Annotated in this window: 16 protein-coding genes; 10 read left to right on the top strand and 6 right to left on the bottom strand. The window is 70.0% G+C overall.

Features of this window, described 5'->3' with window-relative positions:
* Positions 1 to 164: 164 nt before the first annotated feature.
* Complete coding sequence (locus WMF12_RS03960) at positions 165 to 2,336, top strand: alkaline phosphatase D family protein (RefSeq protein WP_437865836.1); 2,172 nt, start codon at positions 165 to 167, stop codon at positions 2,334 to 2,336.
* A gap of 25 nt (positions 2,337 to 2,361) precedes the next feature.
* Here WMF12_RS03960 and WMF12_RS03955 read toward each other — a convergent pair whose 3' ends face one another.
* Positions 2,362 to 3,738 (bottom strand): multicopper oxidase family protein, encoded by a 1,377-nt coding sequence (locus WMF12_RS03955; protein WP_437865827.1) that lies wholly within the window; start codon positions 3,736 to 3,738, stop codon positions 2,362 to 2,364.
* Positions 3,739 to 3,943: 205 nt separating this feature from the next.
* Positions 3,944 to 5,467, bottom strand: coding sequence for a right-handed parallel beta-helix repeat-containing protein (locus WMF12_RS03950; protein ID WP_437865816.1), 1,524 nt, complete (start codon positions 5,465 to 5,467; stop codon positions 3,944 to 3,946).
* 636 nt (positions 5,468 to 6,103) lie between these two features.
* Between WMF12_RS03950 and WMF12_RS03945 the strand changes: the two genes are divergently transcribed.
* Together WMF12_RS03945 and WMF12_RS03940 are read left to right on the top strand one after the other, a co-directional pair.
* Positions 6,104 to 7,852 (top strand): DUF1592 domain-containing protein, encoded by a 1,749-nt coding sequence (locus tag WMF12_RS03945; RefSeq protein WP_437865810.1) that lies wholly within the window; start codon positions 6,104 to 6,106, stop codon positions 7,850 to 7,852.
* Positions 7,853 to 7,856: 4 nt separating this feature from the next.
* Positions 7,857 to 9,329 carry a DUF1552 domain-containing protein gene (locus tag WMF12_RS03940; RefSeq protein ID WP_437865803.1) on the top strand — a complete coding sequence of 491 codons (1,473 nt, stop codon included), beginning with the start codon at positions 7,857 to 7,859 and terminating at the stop codon, positions 9,327 to 9,329.
* 18 nt (positions 9,330 to 9,347) lie between these two features.
* Here WMF12_RS03940 and WMF12_RS03935 read toward each other — a convergent pair whose 3' ends face one another.
* Positions 9,348 to 10,970 (bottom strand): GMC oxidoreductase, encoded by a 1,623-nt coding sequence (locus WMF12_RS03935; RefSeq protein ID WP_437865796.1) that lies wholly within the window; start codon positions 10,968 to 10,970, stop codon positions 9,348 to 9,350.
* 356 nt (positions 10,971 to 11,326) lie between these two features.
* Here WMF12_RS03935 and WMF12_RS03930 point away from each other — a divergent pair, with 356 nt between their 5' ends.
* Entirely contained in the window at positions 11,327 to 12,808 is a 1,482-nt protein-coding gene (locus WMF12_RS03930) for an aryl-sulfate sulfotransferase (RefSeq protein ID WP_437865790.1), read from the top strand.
* A 34-nt stretch (positions 12,809 to 12,842) separates the two neighbouring features.
* Entirely contained in the window at positions 12,843 to 13,118 is a 276-nt protein-coding gene (locus WMF12_RS03925) for a hypothetical protein (protein ID WP_437865780.1), read from the top strand.
* A gap of 805 nt (positions 13,119 to 13,923) precedes the next feature.
* On the opposite strand, the gene WMF12_RS03920 is transcribed toward WMF12_RS03925, so the two are convergent.
* The 3 genes from WMF12_RS03920 to trmB all read right to left on the bottom strand — a co-directional run bounded on the left by WMF12_RS03920 (position 13,924) and on the right by trmB (position 16,162).
* On the bottom strand, positions 13,924 to 14,709 hold the full coding sequence (locus tag WMF12_RS03920; protein ID WP_437865776.1) for an MXAN_6577-like cysteine-rich protein: 786 nt from the start codon (positions 14,707 to 14,709) through the stop codon (positions 13,924 to 13,926).
* Between the two features lie 489 nt (positions 14,710 to 15,198).
* The gene (locus tag WMF12_RS03915) at positions 15,199 to 15,435 is read right to left on the bottom strand and encodes a hypothetical protein (RefSeq protein ID WP_437744282.1); all 237 of its coding nucleotides are present in this window, start codon (positions 15,433 to 15,435) and stop codon (positions 15,199 to 15,201) included.
* 46 nt (positions 15,436 to 15,481) lie between these two features.
* On the bottom strand, positions 15,482 to 16,162 hold the full coding sequence (gene trmB, locus WMF12_RS03910; RefSeq protein WP_437865768.1) for a tRNA (guanine(46)-N(7))-methyltransferase TrmB: 681 nt from the start codon (positions 16,160 to 16,162) through the stop codon (positions 15,482 to 15,484).
* A 111-nt stretch (positions 16,163 to 16,273) separates the two neighbouring features.
* On the opposite strand from trmB, the gene WMF12_RS03905 reads away from it, so the two are divergent.
* The 5 genes from WMF12_RS03905 (at position 16,274) to WMF12_RS03885 (ending at position 23,082) form a co-directional block, all read left to right on the top strand.
* Positions 16,274 to 18,529: a hypothetical protein gene (locus WMF12_RS03905; protein ID WP_437865756.1), complete on the top strand. Its 2,256-nt coding sequence runs from the start codon at positions 16,274 to 16,276 to the stop codon at positions 18,527 to 18,529.
* 395 nt (positions 18,530 to 18,924) lie between these two features.
* The gene (locus tag WMF12_RS03900; RefSeq protein WP_437865752.1) at positions 18,925 to 21,264 is read left to right on the top strand and encodes a TonB-dependent receptor; all 2,340 of its coding nucleotides are present in this window, start codon (positions 18,925 to 18,927) and stop codon (positions 21,262 to 21,264) included.
* Positions 21,265 to 21,415: 151 nt separating this feature from the next.
* Positions 21,416 to 21,916, top strand: a complete 501-nt coding sequence (locus WMF12_RS03895) for a chemotaxis protein CheW (protein ID WP_437865743.1) — start codon at positions 21,416 to 21,418, stop codon at positions 21,914 to 21,916.
* Between the two features lie 155 nt (positions 21,917 to 22,071).
* Positions 22,072 to 22,425 (top strand): response regulator, encoded by a 354-nt coding sequence (locus tag WMF12_RS03890; RefSeq protein WP_437865734.1) that lies wholly within the window; start codon positions 22,072 to 22,074, stop codon positions 22,423 to 22,425.
* A gap of 75 nt (positions 22,426 to 22,500) precedes the next feature.
* Entirely contained in the window at positions 22,501 to 23,082 is a 582-nt protein-coding gene (locus tag WMF12_RS03885) for a YfiR family protein (RefSeq protein ID WP_437744277.1), read from the top strand.
* Positions 23,083 to 23,182: the final 100 nt, after the last annotated feature.

Raw genomic sequence — 23,182 nt, 5'->3', positions numbered from 1 at the left:
TTGACCACGCACGTCAACGCTCGGCCACGTGTGAGCACACACACTTTCCCCACTCACCGGACGCCGCGCTTTGCGCTTTACAGGCGTGGCCGGCAGCGCGCGAAGCGGCGGGGTCCACGAGGAGATTGACATCAGCGAAAGTTCCAGGATTCCCTGATCGCCCGATGCTGAAGCGCAGAGATTTCCTTCGAGCCACGCTCGTCACCGCCGGCGCGCTGGTCGTCCCGGCCTGCGGCGATGACCCCGAGACGATCAACCCGCTCGACGACGAGCGCGAGCTCACGGACGGCTCCGAGCACTTCCCCCAGTCGGTCGCCTCCGGCGATCCGCGCCCCGGCAGCGTCGTCCTCTGGACCCGCGTGCAGGACGGCGCAGGGGATCTCGATCTCGAGGTCGAGGTCGCGACCGACGCCGGGTTCGCGCAGCGGGTGGCGCTCGACGCCGGACAGGCGAAGGTGAAGGCGCTCGCGAGGCACGATCACTGCGTGAAGGTGAAGGTCCGCGGCCTCGCGGCGGGCACGGTCTACTACTACCGCTTCATCTACGTGAAGGGCGACACGAGCTACGTGTCTCGCGTGGGGCGCACCAAGACCGCCCCGGCCGAGGAGGCGGACGTCAAAATCCGCTTCGCCTACGTGTCGTGCCAGGATTACGTGGGCCGGTACTACAACACCTACCTGGCGCTCGCCCAGGAGGAGCTCGATTTCTTCGTCCACCTCGGCGATTACATCTACGAGACGGACGGCGATCCGAGCTTCCAGAGCACGACCGGGCGCCGCGTCGTCTTCACCGACATGGCCGGCAGCATCTCCCTCGGTGACGGCGACGGCGCCTACCACGCGGCGAGATCGCTCGATAACTACCGGGAGCTCTACAGGACATACCGCTCCGACGCGAACCTCCAGAAGGTCCACGAGAGCTTCCCGATGATCGCCACGTGGGACGACCACGAGTTCTCGAACGACTGCTTCGGCGCCACGGCCACCTATTTCGACGGCCGGCAGGACGAGACCGACGCGGACCGGCGCAAGGCCGCGAACCAGGCCTGGTTCGAGTACCAGCCCGTCGATTACGGCGACGACGTCGAGCTCGCCCCGGACGCCTCGCTCCCGGACGAATTCCACATCTACCGCGACTTCGTGTTCGGCCGGCACGTCCACCTGGTGATGACCGATCTGCGCAGCTACCGGCCGGATCACCTCATCCCCGAGGACGCTTTCCCCGGCAGGGTCGCGCTCGATCAGCCGAAGCTCGTGGCCGAGCTCGGGGAGGTCCCCGCGGCCGCCCTGCCCTACGTGGACGTGGAGACCTACGGCGACGGCATCTATGCGCCGGTCCTCCTCGGGGCCGCGGAGACCGTGGGCTACGACCCCGCCGAGGTGACGGGGAAGATCAGCGTCGCCTTCATCAACGAGATCGTCGCCGCGGCGAACGAGGACCTGCCCGCGGACATGCAGATCCCGCTCATCGACGCCGCGGAAGCGGGCCTGGAGCGAGGCATCGCCTACGTGGATTTCGGCAAGATCAACGCGTACGGCATGATCGGCAGCCGCTACTTCATGGCCAAGGACACCTTCGATATCTACGCTGCCATCCGCTACAAGGAGACGCAGGGCGCGAGCGAGGACATGATGGGCGCCGAGCAAGAGGCCTGGTTCCTCGACACCATGGAAGGCTCGAAGGCGACCTGGAAGGTCTGGGGTAACGAGTTCTGCCTCGTCCAGCTCGCCGTCGATCTCAGCCCCTATTCCCTCCCCGCCCAGTTCAAGCGCAGCTTCTACACGACCACCGACGCCTGGGACGGCTTCCGCAACAAGCGGGACGAGCTGCTCGAGAGGCTCGTCGGGCTGGGGGGCGTCGTGGCGATCACCGGCGATGTCCACGCCTTCTACGCTGGCACGCCCGGGCCGAGCGGCGATCCCACGAAGAAGATCGTCGAGCTCGTGGGCGGCGCCGTCTCCTCGGCGTCCTTCCGCGAGATCCTGACGAGCCAGGTCGCGAGCGATCCAACGCTGCGCGCGCTCCCCGGCGCCGCGGCGCTCGCCCTCAGCATCGACACGCTGCTCACGTCGCCCGAGACGAAGATCAACCCGCACCTCGCCCACGCCAACAGCAGCGCCCACGGCTATGTGGTGGTCGAGGCGAGCGGGCAAGAGCTCGTCGCCGACATGCGGAGCATCAAGGCCACCGAAGCGCAGACCGACTACTCGGGAAAGATCGGCGACCTGAAGATCAGCAGCAAGCGCTTCCGCACCCTCCCCGGGGAGAGCGAGCTCTACCTGGACGACGACGGCGCCTGGAAGCGCTGGGATCCCACGACGCAAGCGTGGGTCTGACGCCCGGCAGCCCGCGACAGACCGTTCAAGGCATCAGGTGGAGCATCGCCATCATCCCCAGATCCGCGTGGTCGAGGATGTGACAGTGGAACATCCACATGCCGGCCCGGTCGTCGAACGGGATGGCGATCCGCACGGCCTCTCCAGGCACGAGGTTGACGGTATCGCGCCATGCGCGCACGGGCGGCTCGGCGCCGTCGATGTCGAGCACCTGAAAGAAGAACCCGTGCAGGTGGAACGGGTGATCGTAGTTGGTGGTGTTCGTCAGCGTCCAGATCTCGACCGTGTTCGTCTTTGCAGAGAACATGAGAGAGCCGTCCGTCTGGCCGTTGATCCCGAGCACCGCTCCGTCGGAATCGCCCTGCTCCATGAACTCCACCGCCTGTCGTTGCGCGCCCGTGATGTCGATCGAGGCGATCTCGGCCAGACGCTCGGGGAGCGTCGGTGCGCCGCTCCCCGGAGGCTCGTCGGCCAGCTCGAGACGCATGAGGTCCTTGGGATCAGCCTCGTTCGGCAGGTGGAATCGATTCGCGTCGAGGAGCGGGATCACCACCGGCTCGCCCTCGACGGGCAGCATGGTGAGCTCCGCGCGCTCCCCCGGGGCGAGCGTCACCTCGTCCACGGGTAGCGGGCTCTCCGAGAGGCCACCATCTCCGCCGATGAGCACGAGCGGCTGGCCCGGCACGGCGAAGCGGAAGTAGCGGCTGCGCGCGGCGTTGACCACCCGCCAGCGCTGCGGAACCCCCTCCCGCGCCGCGACCGTCGGCAGGATCTTCCCGTTGACCAGGACCGTCCCGCCCTCGCGCCCGAAGTAATCGCCGAACCATCCGCTCTCGTCCGCGGGGGTGAGCGAGCCGTCTTCCTCGACGCCGATGTCGCTCATCACGAGCAGCAGCTCGTCGCCGAGCGTCGCCTCCTCCGCGGCATCCTCGACCACGAACGCGCCGTAGAGGCCCGCACCGACCTGGGCGCTCGAGCGAAGGTGGGGATGGTACCAGAACGTGCCGGCGTCCGGCACCGTGAAGGAGTACTCGAAGCCCTCGCCCGGCTCGATGGGCTTCTGCACGTGCTGCGTCCCATCCATGGCCGCCGGCACGCGCAGACCATGCCAGTGGACCGTCGTCGCCTCGGGAAGGTGGTTCTCGAGCTTCACCACCACGCGGTCGCCCTTCTTCGCGCGGATCGTCGGACCGGGGAGCATCCCGTTGTAGGTCCAGACCTCGGTCGTGAGCCCTGGGACCACCTCGATCGCGGCCACCCTGGCCTCGAGGTGCACCTCGACCACGTCGGGCGCGGGGTCGTGATCCTCGGCATCCGGCAGCCGCAGCGCGTCGTCCCAGCCCGCCGGCTGCCGGAGATCCGGCGGCGCCACTTCCGCGCCGCACCCCGCGAGCAGGGTCATGAGCGATAGGAGTACCGCAATCTCTCCGGCAAAACGTGCCGAGGACACGCACCCTTTGCGCCATGCACGGGGCAAGGCGCATCCGATCCAGCGCATGCGCCGCCCTCTGCAAGGCGCGATCCCTCACGGGCGAGCCGACCTGGGTTGTGTGGGGTGACCCCGCGGGCCGTGGAGTGAGCCTCGCCGCGGGACTGCACGGCGCGGGCTACCGCCCGAACGCGCCGATCGTGAGGGTCGCGCCGTCGTTGCGCGCCTTGGCCTGCTGGTGCGGCGTGTACTGGTGCTCGACCGGCGGGAGGCCGTCGAGCGAGGCGCCAGCGCCGATGAGCGGCGCGCTCGCGGCCGGCATGAAGTCGTGGTCTGCCGCCGACGCGAACGCCGGATCGACGCCGAAGATCGAGTCGTCCAGGCCGTCCACCTGCCCGATCACCTTCACCACCTCCCGGACGGGATCGAACGGCAGCCACCCGTTCGTCACCCAGTTCCCGGACAGGGTGAGGGCCCCGGCGGCCACGCCGTCGCGGTCCCCGAGGAAGGTGACCGCGCGGAGCTCGGTCGGCTCCAGGCTGCTGGCGAACACGTTGTTGCGGGCGTCGATCTGCTCGTCGTTGGTCGAGGCCTCGAACATCGCCGAGCGATCGTAGTCCTCGTAGTTGTCGTTCTTGACGAAGACGGTGTTGGAGAAGAAATGGAGCGTGCCCTTCCTGTAGTACTCGGTCTCCCCGCTGTCCCCGCCGTAGTGGATCATGGACGCTCCGTAGCCGTTGCGCAGGAGCACGTTGCCGTAAATGAACGTCTCGTGGAACGACGGCAACGCGACCGAGTCGGTCGCCTCCTGCGCGTCGACGAGGTCGATCAGGTGGGCGCCGTCCTCGATCCAGTTGTACCGGATTACGACGCCGGCCGAGCGCTCCTTGATGTTGTTGCCGTTCCCGCCGCGCGTGGGGCCGAAGCGGTTGAACTGGTAGATGACGTTCGAGGCCTCGTTGTAGACGTTGTGCTCGTTGTAATCCTCGAGGCTTCCATTGTCGTGGATGTAGTTCGACTCGATGAGCACGTTCGTGGTCAGGATATCCCCGCCGGCCGTGCCGATGAAGAGGCCATTGGCGTTCTCGTGCACCTCGCAGGCGCGGATGGTCACGTGATCGCCGCGCTCCACGAAGATGCCGGCCGCGGGGTCCGAGTAGGCCGCTTCCGAGCCCGACTTGTCGGTGAAGCGGTGGGGGCGCGACGCGTTCTTGATCTCGAGGCCCTCGATCGTGATGTGGGTGGGCTCGAGCTCCCACGGGTCGTCGTGCTTGTGCCCGACGATGATGAGCCCCCTCACCTGGTGGCCGTCGAAGGGGAAATCGAGCTCGGGCCGGGTGGTCGCGTCCTGACCGTCGATCACCGGCAGCTCGCCGTTCGGCCCCGGGACGCCACAGAGCCGGATCGGCTGCTCGGACGTCCCCTGGCCCCCGAGCATGATCTTCTCGTGGTACGCCTCGGCACGCCAGAAGATGCGCACCGTGTCGCCGGCGACGAGCGATTCAAGCGGGACGTCGCCGATCGCCTCGAATTCCTTGCCAGGGCCGACCTGGTAATCCTTGCCGCTTCCGACGTGGCTGCAATCGACGTGAATCGGCGGAATGTTCACGACGGGCGGAGGGAGCGGCGCCGGACCGCCGTCGCCATACGTCGTTCCGCCAAGCTCGCCGGTGCACCCGGCGGCGAGGAGCAATCCGGTCACGCAAGCTCGAACCCTCACAGAATTCTCCACCATATGGGCCATCAAAGCTCCATTGTAATTTTACACATCGCGAGGCCTTCTCGCCTCGGTGAGGCAAGATGACACGCCGATCCACTTTGTCATGCGACCAGACATTGCTGTGGTCGCATCTTCCGCCCCCAAGGTAGCAGGATGTAATCCAGACTCGCGCCGGATGTCGCTTTCGCGAGAGGCTTGCTAACGGGTCGTTCGTTACATCGAACCATCTTCCTTACATCGAACCATCGATGATAACGGCGCTCCTGTGAGAAGAAGTTGAGCCGCCAGGGACGCCAAGAAGGGATTTTTCTCGCGTCTCTGAGGGTTTTTGGGGTCCTGTCGGCTCTCTTCAATCAACGGCCCTCGCGTCATTCGAGACGATGACGTAGGCTATGCACAGGGTGCATGAGCTCCATGCGGCCTGTGAGCTGGATCCCGCCGATGAGTCAGTCAATTATCCACGATGGATAGAAGCCCCGGTTCGGCGATCGCTCGATGCCGATCCCCGGCGGACGGCGAACACGCAGCACAGCGTGGCTCGATAATTCCCGGGAGAATCGAGCTGAGGCCCCTGCGATCCAGCCCGCTGTGTTCAGCGACCGCGCGAGGACTGAAGCCATGAAGCGAATGAAGCCCGACGGCGTGAAACCCCTCGACGTTCTCGATAGATTCACCGCGCCAGGGCGGCGCGCGACGGCGCTCGCCGGCGCGATTGTCCTCGCGGCGTCCCATCTGCTCTCGGGCTGCGTCGGCGACCTCGGAGGCGACCGCGGCGGGTCGCCGAGCGCGAGCGGGCTGGTCGACGTCGCTCCAGCGGGGATGCGCCGGATGACACCGGAGCAGTTCACGAGCTCGATGCGCGACCTGTTCGGCGATCCGGGGCTCGAGCTCGACCTCGACCCGGACGCGGGAGAGGTCGCCTCGCTCCTCGCCGTCGACAAGCTCAATGCCGCGGCGGAGGCGATCGTCGCGCGGCGCGCGTCGTGGGGGACACCGGTGTTCCCGTGCGACACGAGCGGCGCGGACGACGAGGCGTGCGTGGACAGCTTCGTGCGGACGTTCGGGCGCCGCGCCTTCCGGCGCACGCTCGACGAGGCCGAGGTCGCGATGCTCAAGGGCCAGTACGCCCGGGCGCGGAAGGAGCAGTCGTTCGAGGACGCCCTCCTCGTCGTGCTCGAGACCATGATCCAGTCGCCCAACGTCTATTACTTCGTCGAGCTCGGCCGCGACGGGGACGGGAGCGAGCCGCTCGCCTCCGGCGTCCGTCCGCTCACGGGCTGGGAGCGGGCGTCGCGCCTGTCGTATTTCCTCTGGAACACGACGCCGGACGACGCGCTGCTCGACGCCGCGGAGTCCGGTGCGCTCGACACGGCGGAGGGCGTGCGCGCGCAGGCGGAGCGGCTCCTCTCGAACGACCGCGCCCGCGCCACGGCGAGGCGCTTCTTCGCCGATTGGCTGGAGCTCGACGGCACGAACAAGCACGCCTCGCTCGAGAGCGCGCCGAAGAGCCCCGAGATCTATCCCGAGGATTCACCCGCGCTGCGCGCTGCCATGCGCACCGAGCTCGAGGCCCTCGCGGAGCGCGTGCTCTTCGAGGGGGACGGCAGGTTCGAGACGTTGCTCACGACGACGGACGCCTACGTGAACGGGCCCCTCGCCGCGCTCTACGGGGTGGAGGGCCCCGCCGACGAGCGGACGTTCTCGTGGGTCTCCCTCCCCCGCGATCAGCGCGCGGGGATCTTCACGCGGGCGGCCTTCCTGAGCGTGTTCGGCAGCATCGAGGTCAAATCGCCGATCCGCCGCGGCGCGTACATCCTGGAGCAGGTGCTCTGCCGCCCCCTCGGCCCGCCGCCCCCCAACGCGAGCGACGTGCCGGTCAAGGGCGGAGCCGTCGAGGAGAACGGCGAGGTGGTGCACAGGACGATCCGCCAGGACGTCGAGGCCAAGACGTCGAGCGGCGCCTGCGCGAGCTGCCACAGGACCATCAACCCGATCGGCTTCGCGTTCGAGCATTACGACGCGCTCGGGAGGTGGCAGTCGCAGGAGGCGGGCGGGGACGCGCAGGCACCCTACCTGCTCGACATCGACGCACGCGGCAGCCTCCCTGCGCTCCCTCCGGACGAAGAGGGCGTGGAGGTCGACGGCGGCGTCGGGATGTCGGCGGCCCTCGCGGCGAGCCCCGCGGCGCGCGCCTGCCTCACGAAGCGCTTCTTCCAGACGGCGCTCCGGCGCGTCCCGATCGACCAGGATCTCGCGTCGATCGAGGCGGCCACGCCGACGCCCGAGAGCGGCGGCAGCGTGCGTGATCTCATCGTCTCCCTCACGACCAGCAACGCCTTCTTGCACCTGCGCCAGATCGAGGAGTGAACCCATGAGCCGCGCCGCTTTCAGCCGAAGGAATTTCCTCCGCACCGCGACCGGTCTGTGCATCGCCCTGCCGCTGCTCGAGGCAACCCATGGAGACGTCTGGGCCGCGAACGGCAGGGCCAGGCGGTTCATCGTGTTCTTCAGCCACGGCGGCACGATCACGTCTCGCCACTCCTCCGGGGAGAAGGGGGATCCCTGGAAGCCGGGCGCCTGGAGCATGCTCGACCTCTGGGCGCCCGGCGGCGAGGGGTCGGCGCTCGAGGTCCTCGGCGAAGAGATGGCTCCGCTCGAGGCCCACAAGGGCGACCTCACCCTGCTCCGCGGCGTCGACGACGCCGCCGGGATGCTCCAGGGAGACTACGGCGGGCACCACGGCTGCTCCAACGCGACGGTGCTCACCTGCGCCGATACGACCTCGGGAGGCGACGACGCCAGGGCGCTCGGCCCATCGATCGATCAGGTGATCGCGCAGCGGCTCGCCGGCGAGAGCCCGGCGCCGTTCTCGTCGATCGATCTCATGGTCGACGGACACAACTACGGAGAGCCGCTGTACAACGCGGCGGGCGAGCAGGTGTCCAGCGAGAAGGACCCGACGAGCGCCTTCGACCGGCTCTTCCAGGACGTCACGGAGACCGGGGCGGGTCCGACGCCCGAACAGCTCCGGCTCCGCGCCCACCGGAAGAGCGTCCTCGACGGCGTGAGCGAGCACCTCGCTGCCCTGAAGGGGCGCGTGAGCGCGGCCGACAGGCACCTGCTCGACGCGCACGCCGAGCACATCCGGAGCCTGGAGAAGAAGCTCGAGGGCATCTCCAACCTGGCGGCCTGCACGAAGCCGGATGTCGGCGGAGCGCCCGTGTACCAGGGATACGGATCCTACACGGGAGGGGGAATCAAGGAGGCCGCTCCCCTGCTGGTCGACGTCCTCCTGCATGCGTTCCGGTGCGGTCTCACGCAGGTGGCCACCTTCCAGGTGGCCGACGTCCTGACGAGCTGGCTGCCCCAACCCTACAGCACCGACCTCGGCCACAGCCTCGGCCACGCCGCCCTCGACGTCGGCCCGAGCGGCGCGGAGCCCGACAGGCTCGAGGACTGGCGCGCGACCATCCTCGCGAACCGCAACTGGCGTATGGAGCTCTTCGCGCGCCTGCTCGACGGGCTGAAGAGCACCCCCGAGGGCGACGGCACGATGCTCGACAACAGCGTCGTGCTCTTCACGAGCGAGTTCGGGTGCGGCGGCGGGCACTCGCCCCGCGATATCCCCGTCCTGCTCGCCGGCAAGGCAGGCGGCAGGTGGCCGGGCGGCCGCCACGTCAACTACAACAAGCGCGCGAGCGGGGATCCCTCCCAGTCCGACTACGAGACCGACGTCTCGATGCACAACGTCTACACATCGATCCTGCGCGCCTTCGGCTACGAAGACGAGCACTTCGGAAACGACACGGCATACAGGAAGGGCCCGCTCGCGGAGCTGCCGTGAGAGACGTGCGAGGCGCCTTCAGCGCGCCCCGCGGCTGGGAAGCACCGCGGCCCCGGAGAAGGCGGGGTTGTCGCGCCTCGGGGGCAGCTTGCTCATCGCCCGCTCCGCCATGGCAGTGATGGTGAGCGACGGGTTCACGCCCAGGTTCGACGGCACCATCGAGCCGTCGACCACATAGAGGCCCTCGTGGCCGAACACCTGGTTGCGCTCGTCGATCACCCCGCGCTCGGGGCTCTCGGCGATCGCGCAGCCGCCGAGGATATGCGCCGTGGTCGGCACGTTGAGCACCGCTTCGTTGATGGCGTTGCGCGGGGTGCCGTCCATCAGCACGGCCAGCCGCTTGCCGACCTCGTTGGCGACGGGGATGTACGCCGGAGGCTTCGGCTGGTCGGGCGGCCTGCGGGTGGTCATGCCGCCGCGTTTCCAGACGAGCTGCATGTAATTGTCCAGCGTCTGCATCACGAGGAGGATCGTGGAGCGTCTGGCGAATTTGAACGGCAGGAGCCCCGAGATCAGGTCGATGGGGTGGAGCAGCCGCCGCCCCAGCCAGCGCAGCCAGCGCGGCAAGCCCGGCGCGTCGTCGGTGAGCACCGTGCCCAGCGCGCCCATCACGTCCGAGCCGGCGGGGTAACGCACCGGCTCGATGTGCGTGCGCGCGTCGGGGTAGATGCCGCTCGTGATCGCGATGCCGCGGGAGTAATCGACCCGATCGTCGCTGGCCGTCACCCCGAGGATGACCTCGCTGTTGGTGCGCACGTAATGGCCGAGCTGCGGGGAGAGATGGGGTAACCGGCCCTCGGCCCTCGCCTTCAGCAGGAGCTTCACCGTGCCGAGCACGCCGGCGCTGAGCACCACACCGCGCGCCCGGAGCGTGCGGCGGCGCTTCCTGAGCAGCGCGGTCGAGCGCTCCAGGGTGAGCTCGTAGCCGCCGCCCGGGAGCGCGTCGATGGCGGTGACCATCGTCTCGGGCTGGATGGTGCAGCCCTTCTTCTCGGCCAGATAAAGGTAGTTGAGGTCGAGCGTGTTCTTGGCGCCGAAGCGGCAGCCCACCATGCATCCGCCGCAGTGGACGCACGTGGCGCGGTCGGGCCCCTCGCCGGCGAAGAACGGGTCTGGCACGCGCTGCCCTTCCTGCTCGCCCTCCCTCGCGAAGAGGACGCCCACGCTGGCGACGTGGAACGTGTCCCCTCGGCCCATCTCGTCGGCGATCTGCCGGAGCTGCCGGTCGGCCGGCCAGAGCTTCGGGTTCGCGGTCACGCCGAGCATGCGCTTCGCGAGCTCGTAGAAGGGCATCAGCTCGTCGCGCCAGCTGGTGCCGGCCGGCCAGCCTGGGCTGGAGAAGGCCTCGGGCGGGGGCACCAGCAAGGTGTTGGCATAGACCAGCGAGCCGCCGCCCACGCCCGCGCCCGAGAGGATGAGCGTGTCCCTGAGCAGCGTCAGCCGCTGGATGCCGTGACAGAGCAGCCTGGGCGCCCAGAGGAACTTCCGTACATTCCAGTTGGTCTTCGGGAAATCCTCCTTGCGCCAGCGCTTGCCGCACTCGAGCACGGTGACGCTGTAGCCCTTCTCGGTGAGGCGCAGCGCGGAGACGCTGCCGCCGAAGCCCGAACCCACGATGGCGAAGTCGACGTCGAAATCCATGCCACCCACTTCTCGGGGCGGAGTATGGCCCAGCCGGTCTCCAGAGCCCACCGGCGGGCGCGGCTCGGCGTCGCGCCTCGCGCCTCGCGCCTCGTTGACCGCGCGCCCGCGCTCCGACGCCGCCGCCGCCGCGAGCGACGCGCGCCGTCCTGGCGAGGCGCACGCCTCCGCGGGGATCTCGGCGGCCGGAGGACGCTCTCGACGTCCGCGCTGCGCCCAGGTCAGCGCGGGTGCTGGTCGGCTGCTCGCTGCGCAGCAGCGTCGCGCGACGGCGCCCGGCGCAACACCTCCACCCGTGGCTTCCACCGCTGGTACGCCCCGTGCGTAGCGCCACCGCGGACGAGGAGACGCGAACCATGGGCCATCCGACCATTTACCCCACCGGGGTCACCCTCTATGACCCGGACCGGAGCTGGAACGGCTATACGATCTTCCAGGCTGCAGGGCTCGGCGCGCTGCTCATCGACATGAACGGCCGGGAGGTGCAGCTCTGGAGTGGACTGCACGGGTTCCCCAACAAGCTCTTGCCCGGTGGACAGGTGTTCGGCAGCACCGGGGAGCGCGACCCGCGGCACGGGGCGCAGGACCAGCTCGACCTCGTCCAGGTCGACTGGGAAGGCAACGTGGTGTGGCGCTTCGACCGCCTCGAGCACATCCACGATCCCGGCGAGGCGCCGCGCTGGCTTTCGCGCCAGCACCACGACTTCCAGCGGCAGGGCAATCCGGTCGGCTATTACGCGCCCGGCCAGGACCCGCTGGTCGACCGGGGGAGCACGTTCCTGCTCGTGCACGAGAACGTGCAGAATTTCGCCATCTCCGAGCACCCGCTGCTCGATGACAAGATCATCGAGGTGGACTGGAAGGGGAACATCGTATGGGAGTGGCGCGCCCATGAGCACGTCGAGGAGCTGGGCTTCGATGAGGCCGCGCGCGCCGCCCTGCGCCGCGATCCCAGCCTGCGCGCGCCGGGCGGCAGCGTCCTCGGCGCGAGCGCCGCGGCCGGGGGGATCGGCGACTGGTTGCACATCAACTCGCTGTCCCTGCTCGGGCCGAACCGGTGGTACGACGCCGGGGACAAGCGCTTTCACCCCGACAACCTGATCTGGGACGCGCGCGAGGCGAACATCATCGCGATCGTCGACAAGAAGACGGGGCGGATCGTGTGGAAGCTCGGCCCGCGGTACGACGGCAGCGAGGCGGAGCGCCGGCTCGGCTGGATCATCGGCCAGCACCACGCCCACCTCATCCCGCGCGGGCTGCCGGGCGAGGGCAATCTCCTCGTCTTCGACAACGGGGGCTGGGCCGGCTACGGCGCCCCCAACCCGGGCGCGCCGAGGGGCCTCAAGACGGCCCTGCGCGACCACTCGCGGGTGCTGGAGATCGACCCCACCACGCTGGAGATCCGGTGGCAATACACGCCCAGGGAGGCGGGCTTCGTGATGCCGCTCGACGCGGCGCGCTTCTACAGCCCGTTCATCAGCAGCGCCCAGCGGCTGCCCAACGGCAACACGCTCATCACCGAGGGTTCCGACGGCCGCATCTTCGAGGTCACCGCGGGGCACGAGATCGTCTGGGAGTACATCAGCCCTTACTGGCGCAAACCGCCGCTCAGCCTCAACCTGGTGTACCGGGCCTACCGGGCGCCGTACGCCTGGGTGCCCCAGCTCCCGGCGCCCCGGCAGACGCCGGTGCCGCGGCTCGACGTCACGACGTTCCGCGTCCCGGGCGCGGCGCCCCTCGGCCGGGACCGGGTTGTGGAGCTCCGCGGCGCCCAGGGCTACGCCGCCGAGGCGGATTTTTGCGTCGCGCCCACGGAGGGGAGCGAGGCGCAGAGGTGATCGGCGTCAGGCGGACCTGCGCGCGGGCGCCCACGTGCCCGGCGCGCTCCCGTGCGCCTCACGGCGCGGCGAGCTGGCCTCGTCGGTCGCTGCGCGGAGCGAGGAGCGCGCGCTGCTGGTGACCGGCGGGGCGCTCGCGGGGGCGTGGGAGGCGCTGCGCGTGGCGGCCGAGCCCGGAGGCGAGGAGGCGTCGGCGGCCCTTCTGTGGTGGGGTGCGTGGCGGCCTGCTCCCGCCGAGCGCGCGGTCGCCCGCGGCACCGGCGCGGAGCCGAAGCGCCGCGACTCGGCCCCGGTGCGCCGGGAGGGGTGAGCGCCCGGCTCCGTGCCCTCCAGCGGCTGCGCGCCATCCGGAGGCGCGGCGTCCCCCCACCGGTCGTCCCAGGCCTCGATCCTCGCATCCGCCAGCTGGCGCGCGACCACCTCGAAGAGACGATCGAACGCGGAGCGCTGGGTCTGATCGCGGGCCGTGCGGTCCCGCTCCCCCGCAGGATGGGGGAGGAGGAGAATCGAAGCTATCCGGAAGTGAAGGCCAAAGGCGAGCACGACCTCGGATGCCCCAGCCGATCCTCGGCGGGCCGCCCCTCCTCTCGGAAATTCCCCCGAACCCGAGCACGCCGCCGGGGCTGCCGCAGCGACGGCAGCAACCCTCGCAAGAAATAAGGATTCCCGCCTCATACCCGTACGTACCCCGAGCGTTCTCGTTCGGCTCAACGAAAACGCCGCGGCAACCCCGGCGGAAGTTTCTTGTCAGGAGCTCTTCCTTTGTGACGGCGAGGCGGTCCGCGGGAGAAGAGGGGGCGCAGCACGACGATGACATTCCGTGTCTGCCGGAGGTCGTGGACGGCGCAGCCTACGGTACGCGGCTCGTTGAGGCTCATCACACCTCCGATGGATCGACGAACGCCGGAACGGCCCCCTCTTCCGTGTCCTCGACCTCCTGGTTCCGTCCGCCAGAGGTCCGGCCAGGGATCCGGCGAGAGATTTCAACGCAAAGTCGCAAAGACGCAAAAAAAATGCAGACTATGTTATTCTTGCGTCTTTGCGCCCTTGGCGTCTTTGCGTCAAATTCTCGCTTCGTTCGCGAGACAGATCCCTGGGATTTCTGACACGCGGAACTAGCGACAGATACCCGTGACGCAGTTCTGTCCGTCGGTGCAGGCGGTGCCGCACGCTCCGCAGTTGCTCTCATCGTTGCTGAGATTCACGCATCCGTTACCGCAGTACGCCAGCCCCGCATTGCACGTGCACTCGCCAGCGGTGCAGAACGAGCCGCCGCCGCATGTGTTGCCGCACGCCCCGCAGTTGAACTGATCGAGGTTCGTGTTGACGCAAAGCGGATCGCAGTAGGTCTGCCCCGCCAGCGGGCATGTGCAGGCGCCGGCCTGGCAGGTCGAGCCCGCTTTGCAGGTGGTGCCGCAAGCCCCACAGTTCATGCTGTCTGTCTGTGTATCCACGCACAAAAGGTCACAGAACGTCTGGGTCGGGGGACACGGAGGTTCGCTGACCCCACCCTGTCCCCCCGAGCCGTCGAGGCCGCCTTGTCCCCCCGCGCCGCCGGTGCCACCCGCGCCGCCGTCACCGCTCCCGCCTTGCCCTCCGGCCCCCCCGAGCCCGCCCGCGCCGCCGGTGCCCCCCGCGCCGCCGGTGCCCCCCGCGCCGCCATCACCGCTCCCGCCTTGCCCTCCAGCGCCGCCGAGCCCGCCCGTGCCCCCCTGCACGTCTCCACCGCTCCCCCCGTCCCCGCCAGTAGCGCTACCCGTGCTCGTGGTGGTCGAGCCTGACGTGGCGCTCGCCTCCTCCTGGGTGCTCTCGCCGCCGCTACATCCGACCATCGGTACCGAACAGATGCCCACGCCCGCCAGCCAACCCAGGATCCACATGTTCACGCGCGCACGATGCATGTCGTCCTCCAGATGTAAGAGGTAAGTGGAGTCGTGCCAACATCATGACTTGCTCTGGACAGCTTCGACGACTCCCATGGACCGCTGTCGCTGCGGACGGCGCGTGCGGCTCAGCTTTTTCTCATCTCGGTTCCGAAAGAACGACTGCCTCTGTTCGGGGCACCACAGAGAGCCCAGAACGAGCCCTTCACCCGAAGCCTCGCGTCCCCCATCACAGGTGCGCCCGCATCGCTGCAGGACACATGGGCCTCAACACCGGCCGACCGGCCCCGTCCTTCGCAAAGCGTGGAGGCGCTCAGCTCCCACTCTTGCGACGCCACGACGGTATCGGTCCACGACCAGGGTCGGCGACGCACATGCGGCGATGGGCGCTGCGCCTAGCGCAGGCTTGGCTCCCTCTCCCGATTCGACAGCACCGTGGCGGCCACCGTGCGTGCGCGGGCGGAGTTCTTCAGAGCCCGAGCATCGCCCGCTAAGCAGCGGACGGCGCTAATCCTCCTCGTCACTCTCCATCTCGGTGTTCGGCGTCGGCCGAGAGACATCGTCTTCCTGCCGCAGCCCCGAATACACAATGAAGGATCCCGCGACCGGCAATAGCCATATCAGCGCGCTTTGCAGGAGCTTCTGGTCGCGCGAGTACAGCTCGCTCCGCCACAGGCGCACGGTGATGAACGCCTGAGCGAGGATCGCCGCGGCGACTGTTATCCACGCAAGGATCACACGCATGACCTACAGCGTAGCCGCCGTCCGCCACACGCGCCCAGGCCAGCGCTCAGCCGGCGTCTTGGCCGGGATCCAGCGGCGCGCCGCCGGCCGCGCGCGGCCGCCTCCGGTAGAGCAGCCGGCTCACCGGCAGCCCGTCGGCGATCGCGTGGTGCTCGCGGGGGCTCCTCGCGCCGTAGGGGTTCTCGGCGAGGTGCGGCGAGCCGGGCGCGTCGCCCGCCGGCTCGAACGCGGGGTGCGCGCCGATCTGCTCGGCGTAGAGCACACCGCGCTCCTCGACGTCGGTCTGCACGAAGAGCTCGCCGCCGTCCACGAGCAGGCGCGCGAGGCTGTCGAGCAGCGCCGGGCCCATCACGAGGCGCTTCTCGTGGCGCTTCTTCCACCACGGATCCGGGAAGTGCAGGAAAAACCGCGCGATCGACGCGTCGGGGCGGAGCCGCGCGAGCGCCTCGCGCGCGTCGGCGTTGAGCGCCCGCACGCGGCCGCCGAGGCCGCCCTTCCTCAGGCGCCCATCGACGAGCGCCGCCCATTTCAGGCGGATCTCCAGCCCGAGCAGCCGCGCCTCGGGGCTCGCCGCCGCGCGCTCGAACAGGAAGCCGCCGCGGCCGGGGCCGATCTCGATCTCGACGGGGCCGGCGCCCGGGATCAAGGCGTCGATGGAGACGTCGTCGCCGTCAGGGAAGCGAGGCGCGTCGGCGTAGGGGTGGTTCGGGCGCGGCTGGAAGACCATGGAGCCCCGGCGCTCTACCAAATGCCGGCCGCCCCCGCGCGGGAAATCCGCCGGCCACCCGGCGCGCGAAATCGCTGTCCCCGGGCGGCGCGGTGGTATGCGTCGGGCCCCATGGCGGCACCTCCGGCCCCCTCCCGGCTGCGCGCCCTCGCCGCGCGCGCCCTCCCCTATGCGCCCGCCCTCGCCGCGAGCGGCGCGCTCGGCGCGCTCTGCGTCAGGGCGATCCTTGCGCAGGCCGGGCGCCCGGCCCTGCCGCTCGACGACGCGTTCATCCACATGCAATACGCCCGGCGGCTCGCCGAGGGCGGCTTCTTCAGCTTCGTCGCAGGCGACGGCTACTCGAGCGGCGCCACCAGCCTGCTCTGGCCCGTGCTGCTCGCCCCCTTCCACGCGCTCGGCCTGCGCGATCTCTCGCTCGTCTATGCGGTCTGGGCGCTCGGGCTCGTGTTCCACGCCGCGCTCGCCGTCGAGACCACGCGCCTCGCGCGCCCCCTCGCCGGCCCCGCGGCCGCCGCCGGCGCGGGCGCGATGTGCGCCGGGTTCGCCGCGTTCGCGTGGTTCGCCTGGAGCGGGATGGAGACGGTCGCGTTCGCCTGGATCCTCACCCGCACCGCCCGTCTGGCAGCGGCGCTCTGCGAGCCGGCACCGCCAGAGCCCGCCACGGACAGCGCTGCCCCCGCGCAGCCGCCCGGCGCGCCCGCGCAGCCACCCAGCGCGCCCGCGCAGCCACCCAGCGCGCCCGCGCAGCCGCCCAGCGCCTCGATCGCCCGCTCCCTCGCCGTCTGCGGCTTCGTCGCGCCCCTGCTCCGCCCGGAGGGCGCGCTCGCCTCCCTGCTCGCCGCGATCGCGCTCGCCCTCTCGGCGTCACGCTCCGCGCTCCCAGCGCCCCTCCCGGCGCCGCCCCTCTCCGCTCCATCCCCCTCCCGCAGCGGCGCTCTCTGGCACTCCGCGCGCTCCGCCGGGCGCCTGCTCGCCCTCGCGCCGCTCCTCGGTCCGCTCGTCGTCCCGGCCTTGAACCAGCTGCTCGCGGGCCACCCGACCTCATCGACGACGTCCGTCAAGTGGCTGATCGGCAACCCCAACTACGACGGACCGACGCTCAGGGCCGCGCTCCTCGACAACGTCCGGCTGCTCGTGACCGACGTGATCGACGGCGGCCAGTGGACGGCCGTCTTCCTCCCCGAGGGCTCCGCCGCCGTGATCGCCCTCGGCGCCGTCGCGCTCGCCGTGGCAGCGCACCGGAGGGGCCGCCCAGCGCACGCCGCGATCGTGGGCGCCCTCGCGCTCGGCGCGCTGCTGCCCTGCACGTACCTCAGCTTCCTCTGGAACCGCGTGCGGTACGTCTGGCCCTTCGCGCCGGCGTGGATCGTCATGGCCGCCTGCCTCGCGCGCGAGCTCGGCGACGCCGCCCAGCGGCTCCGGCCCTCGCTCCACTACGTGACGCCCCTCCTCGCCGGCGCGTTCGCCGGCGCCCTGGCCGCGCGGCTGCCGTGGGCCATCGGCGACCTCGCCAACTCCGCCCGCGCCATCGATCGGCAGCAGGTCTGGCTCGGCCGCTGGGCCGCGCAGCACCTGCCGGAGGACGCCAGGATCGGCGTCAACGACACGGGCGCGCTCGCCTACTTCAGCGGCCGCAGGACCTTCGACGTCGTGGGCCTGACCACCGAGGGCGAGGCGCGCTACTGGGTGGCCGGCGCCGGCTCCAGGTTCGAGCACTACGAGAAGCTGCCCCCGGAGCGCCGGCCGACCCACTTCATCGTCTACCCGCACTGGATGGCGTGCGCGCCGGTGCTGGGGCGCGCGCTGGTCGACGCCACCGTCGAGGACCAGGCCATCCTCGGCGGCACCACGATGATCGCCTACGAGGCGCGCTGGGACCTCCTCGGCTCAGGGGCGCTGCCGGTGCGGTCCGTGCCCGGCGAGCGGATCCTCGACGAGCTCGACGTCTCGGACCTCGAGTCCGAGGCGGCGCACGCCTATGCGCTCGATCCGCTCGCGGACCAGCGCAACATGGCGATCGCGCTCGCCGCGCCCGAGAGCAGCGCGCCAGGGGAGCTCGACCTCACGCGCACGGAGCTCGCGGACGGCGGCCGCTACCACCGGACAGCCGATCGCTTCGTCGCCCACCTCGCGGCGCTCCCCGCCGAGGCGCACCTCGTGCTCCGGGTGGCCTCGGACGACGGCGCCGAGCTCGCCGTCTCCGTGGCGGGCCAGGCGATCGGCACCATCGACGTGCCGCGCGGACCGTGGGTGGAGCGGGCGCTGCCCCTCCCCGCCGCGCGCCTCTCGACGCCGGCGCCGATCGCGATCACCCTGCGCCGCGGCGCTGGATTCCACGCCTTTCATTACTGGATCACCGGGCGCTGACGCCGGCCCCCCGCGCGGCCCGCCCACCGGGGAACACCACACCTTCTCACATCGACTCCCGTCGAGTCGCGCCCCGGGTGCAACTCCCGCTCCCAAGATGCGCTCTCGAGAGTCGAGAGCGCGCCAGCGGGCTCGCGGCGCTCCACGTCGAGCGTTCAGGACAGCCGTTGACGCATCCGGGTATTCGTGTAACATCGGGATGTTCGCGCAATACAGCAAGTCAGCGAACAGATCCGTTGCAGACTCGTGGGGGAGACCGGGCGGCGCGCGCCCGCTGGCGCCGCCGCGCACCGCCATGGCCGGCGGTCCAGGCGTGCTCCAGGACCTCGGGCCACCGGCACGCCGGCTCGCCCCGATCCTGTGCGCCCTGCCCGGCGCTCGAACGTGGGGAATCGATGCGCAAGTCGGCTTTGCTCCTCTGCTCGCTGCTATGCCCTCTCGGGGCGGCGGGCTCCTCCTGGGCGCAGACCCCGGGGAGCGAGGCGCTGGCCAGCGGCGATGACGGCGGTCAGGGGCAGTTCCTCTCGCTCGATCTCGAGGAGCTGCTCAACGTGAAGGTCTCGTCGACTGGCTTCTTCGAGACCGAGAGCAAGACGTCGACCGGTCAGGCGCGCCTCTATGATGCGCGCACGCTGAAGCTCTACGCCGTCCGCTCGCTCGACGACCTCTTGCAAGCCCACCAGCCCGGCGTCCTGATCGGCGAGCACGAGCGCACCTCGCGCCTCATCGGCGTGCGCGGCGTGCTCATCGACAACAACGCCAAGACGCTCGTCATGGTCGACGGCGTGAACACGAACATGCGCGCCCATTTCGGCGCCATCGGGAGCACGCTGGCCGTGCCCCTCACCGGAGACATCGAGCGGGTCGAGGTGATCCTCGGCCCCGGCGCCATCGTCCACGGCTCCGGCGCGATCAGCGGCTTCGTCAACGTCCTCAGGCCCACGGGGATCACCCGCCCCGGGCTCTGGGGCAAGGCGTCGTATGCCTCCGGCGACACGCGCACCCTGGAGGTCAGCTACGGCGGCCTGCTCAGCGAGAAGCACAACGCCGATTGCTTCCTCTACTTCGGCCACGCCGACAACGAAGGAGAGCTGCCCCAGGCGCCCCGGCCGAACACCGCGGAGCTGTATGGCAAGGCCTACGCAGGCGTCACGACGTCTCCCTTCCTGCGCCACACGCGCGTCAACGCCCTCGGCGAGCCGAGCTACAAGGGCTTCGGCCGCTTCCGCTACGGCTCCGAGCGCAGCCCCGTCAGCGTCGATCTGCGGCTCGACTACGCGCAGACGTCGATGATGGGCAACGCCCCGAACAGGGCCATGACCCGCGAGCAGCTCGCGGGCCAGTGGTCCGACAGCAACACCGGCCATCTGCGACAGAGGACGTTCACCGTCACGCCGGAGATCCACGTCCACCTGTCCAGGCAGCACAAGGTCGAGCTGGTCCCGACCTTCTCGGCCTTCGAGACGGCCCTCGTCCCAGCCGACTGGGTCGCAGACGAGATGGCGAAGGCGTCCAATCCGGTCCCGGGCGCAGGGGTCCTGCCGGTCGGGGGCCTCGGCGAGGAGCACCGGGACATCAAGGCGGTCTACAAGACGACGGCGCTGCCGAACAGCCAGCTCGCGATCGGCGCGTCGGCGAGCCACAAGCGCTTCAGCGGCCAGCGGTCCCGCTGGGGACGGCTCTACGGGACCGCCTTCGAGTCCCCGGAGAGCTTCTCGTGGACCGAGCTCGCCGCCTTCGGCGAGAGCACCGCCACCTTCCGCGATCTCACCATCTCCGCGGGCCTGCGCTTCGATCACACCGAGTTTGGAGAGCTGAACCTCCGCGGGGGCCTCTCGCGCGAGCCCGAGCCGGTGAGCAGCCCCTCCTACCGCGTCGCGGCCGCCTACGCGATCAGCGACACGCAGAACGTCAAGCTGTCCTACCAGAAGGGCTTCCGCTTCCCGGACGCCGCTTACTTCAACTGGCTCGAGCAATTCAACGCCGCCTTCGAGGACGAGCCCATCGCGCCGCTCCCCTCGCTCGTTCCGGAGTCCTCCCACCTCGTGGAGCTCGACTATGTCGTGGGCCTGCTCGACGAGCGCCTCGCCCTCGACGTCGCGGTCTTCTATGAGCGCTACAAGAAACCCCTCGGCTGGGTGTCGTGGGATCAGGTGCGGCCCGAGGACTTCGAGGACCACGTGGCCCACAACCCCAGGCACCCGTCCGCGGGCGGCTGGTGGGGCAGCTTCTCGAACAGCACCGCGGACGTCGACGCCCTCGGCGGCGAGATCGGCGCGATCGGCGACCTCGGCGGCGGGTTCGCGGGGGACCTCTGGTACAGCGTGTCGAAGCCGTTCGGCCCCGAGAGCGACCTCAACATCCTGACCAACTGGGACGGCGAGACCTGGGCCAACTACCCCATCCACCTCGTCAAAGGCCACCTGAGCTACAGCGCCAGCCGGTTCACCGCCGGGCTCGCCGCGACCTTCCGGACTGGCATGAACAGCCACGGCTCCAGGGACGCGCCCGCCCACGACACGGACGATCTGCCGCCCAGAGATCGGATGGCGGCGCGATCGGCGTTCAACCTCGACGCCGCTGTATCCTTCTCGCCGCTCGAGCGCGTCTGGGTCTCCGTGTTCGGCAAGAACCTCACCTTCAACAAGGTCCCTCCACCGTCCTACGCCTCGCACCGGCTGATCATCACCACCGGTCGCCCCTACCTGGGCGCCTCGGTCGAGGCGTCTTACTGACGCCGCCGGCCTGCGCGGGAAGGCGGCCCGCGCGGGAAGGCAGCGCGCACGACAGCGACAGCAGAACCGACATCAGAAATCTCCTGACACCACGCAGCCCGATACGAATGCACCTCCCCGGCGTCTGCCCTTGTGATAAATCGAGGACACCTTGTCCGAAGCAATCAGCCAGGTTCACGATCTGCGCGACGACGCCCCGGACAAGGGCCTGCGCGAGAGGGCCGTTGTCGATTTCCTGCTCTTCGACATGGGCTCGGTGACTTTCGCGCTGAGGGCGCAGCAGGTGGAAGAGGTGATCGCGTGGCGCGCCCCCTTGCCGCTGCCGCGCACAGGCCCCCGGGTGATGGGCATCCTCCAGGACCGGGGGAGGATCATCGTGATCGTGTCGCCCGTCCTCGCGGAGCCGGCGGCTACCCCGCTCCGCATCGTCGTCTGCCGCGCTGCGCGCGGCTACCTGGGATTGCCCGCCGGCAAGACGCGGTGTGTCGCCGCGGTCGAGGTGTTCGGGGAGCCCGTGCCGAACGCTGTCGTCGACACCAGCGAGGGAGCAGTGACCTTCCTCGACGTGACCCACCTGGTCGACGCTTCCGGCGTTGCGCCTCGGCCCTTCGTGGCGACGCGCGAAGCTCAGGGCATCTGGTCGAATCCATGAGCGTTCCGAGCTCCCGATCACCTGCGTCCAGGGCCAGACCGCCGCTCGATTCGGCCGATGAGGCGTCCCCGGCGAGCGCGGCTCCGCTGTCGCGGTCGCCGGCGAGCGCGCCGGCGAGCACGTTGACAAACGCGCCGGCAAACGCGCCTGTGCTCGTGATCGACGACAGCGAGATCGCCCGAGAAGAGGTGTCTCGCGTGCTGCGCTCCGCCGGTTTTCAGGTGCTCGCGCTCCCCTCCCCCATCGGGGCGACGCAGGCCATCGTGCGGCACCAGGTGCGCATCGTCGTCCTCGACGTCTTCATGCCCACCATCCGTGGGGACCGGCTGCTCACCCTGTTCCGGAAGAACCAGCGGCTCGGGCAGCTCAGCGTCATCCTGATGTCCGGACACTCCGAGCGGGAGCTCGAACAGCTGAAGCTGGAGGTCCAGGCGGACGCGGTCCTCTCGAAGCGCCACCTCGATCGTCTGCCGGCCCTGGTCAAGCGGCTCGCCGGCAAGGAACGCTGACGTGGGGACCGCGGTCGCCTGATGCCACGCCCGTCGAGGATCCGTCCGCGATCGTACACAGCTCGCCAGCGGAACATGGTGTCTCCGATCTCGTCGATTCGAATGCTGATGGCCGCGGCGCTCTTCACGACCGTGAGCACCGAGAGCCGCTCTGCCGCCTCCGTCCCCTACGAGCTGCGGGGCGCCATCCTCCTGCGGTCGATCGGCTACGAGAGCGGGTTCGCGAGCCGCGCGGGCACGGCCGTGCTCGCGGTCGTCGGGGCGGAGTCAGGCGCGAGCGCGGAGGACGCGAGCGCGATGGCGGCCGTGCTCTCCAGGCTGGCCGCGAAGACGACCGTGGCCAAGCGGCCGGCGTCCGTCCTGCGCGTGACGTACAGCGGAAGGGCCCAGCTGCAGGAGGCGCTGCGCGCCGCCGGCGCCGAGGTGGTCTATGTGGCGCGGGGGCTCGCCGCGGCCATCCCGGACATCCCGTCGCGCGAGGGAGCCGTCGTCCGCATCGTCGTGTGTGGCGACGGCGACGACACGAAGCGCGGCTGCGCCGTCGCCGTGGGGCTCTCGGGCGCGAAGCCCGAGCTCCTGCTGAACGTGAAGCACGCCAACGCCGTCGGCCTCCGCTTCGACCCGCAGCTCCTCCGGCTCGCCCGCATCGTCGACTGAGGCCCTCGCGACGTCCGTCACCGGACACCGCGCATCGCCGCTCGCAGGTTCACGGCTCACGGTTCACGACTCGCGATCTCCCATCGCCCATCCAGCGCCC

The sequence above is a fragment of the Sorangium sp. So ce363 genome, from assembly GCF_051520435.1.
GTDB lineage: Bacteria > Myxococcota_A > Polyangia > Polyangiales > Polyangiaceae > Sorangium > Sorangium cellulosum_B.
Note: the sequence above shows the minus strand (reverse complement) of the source record. Positions and strands in the feature narration are given on the sequence as shown.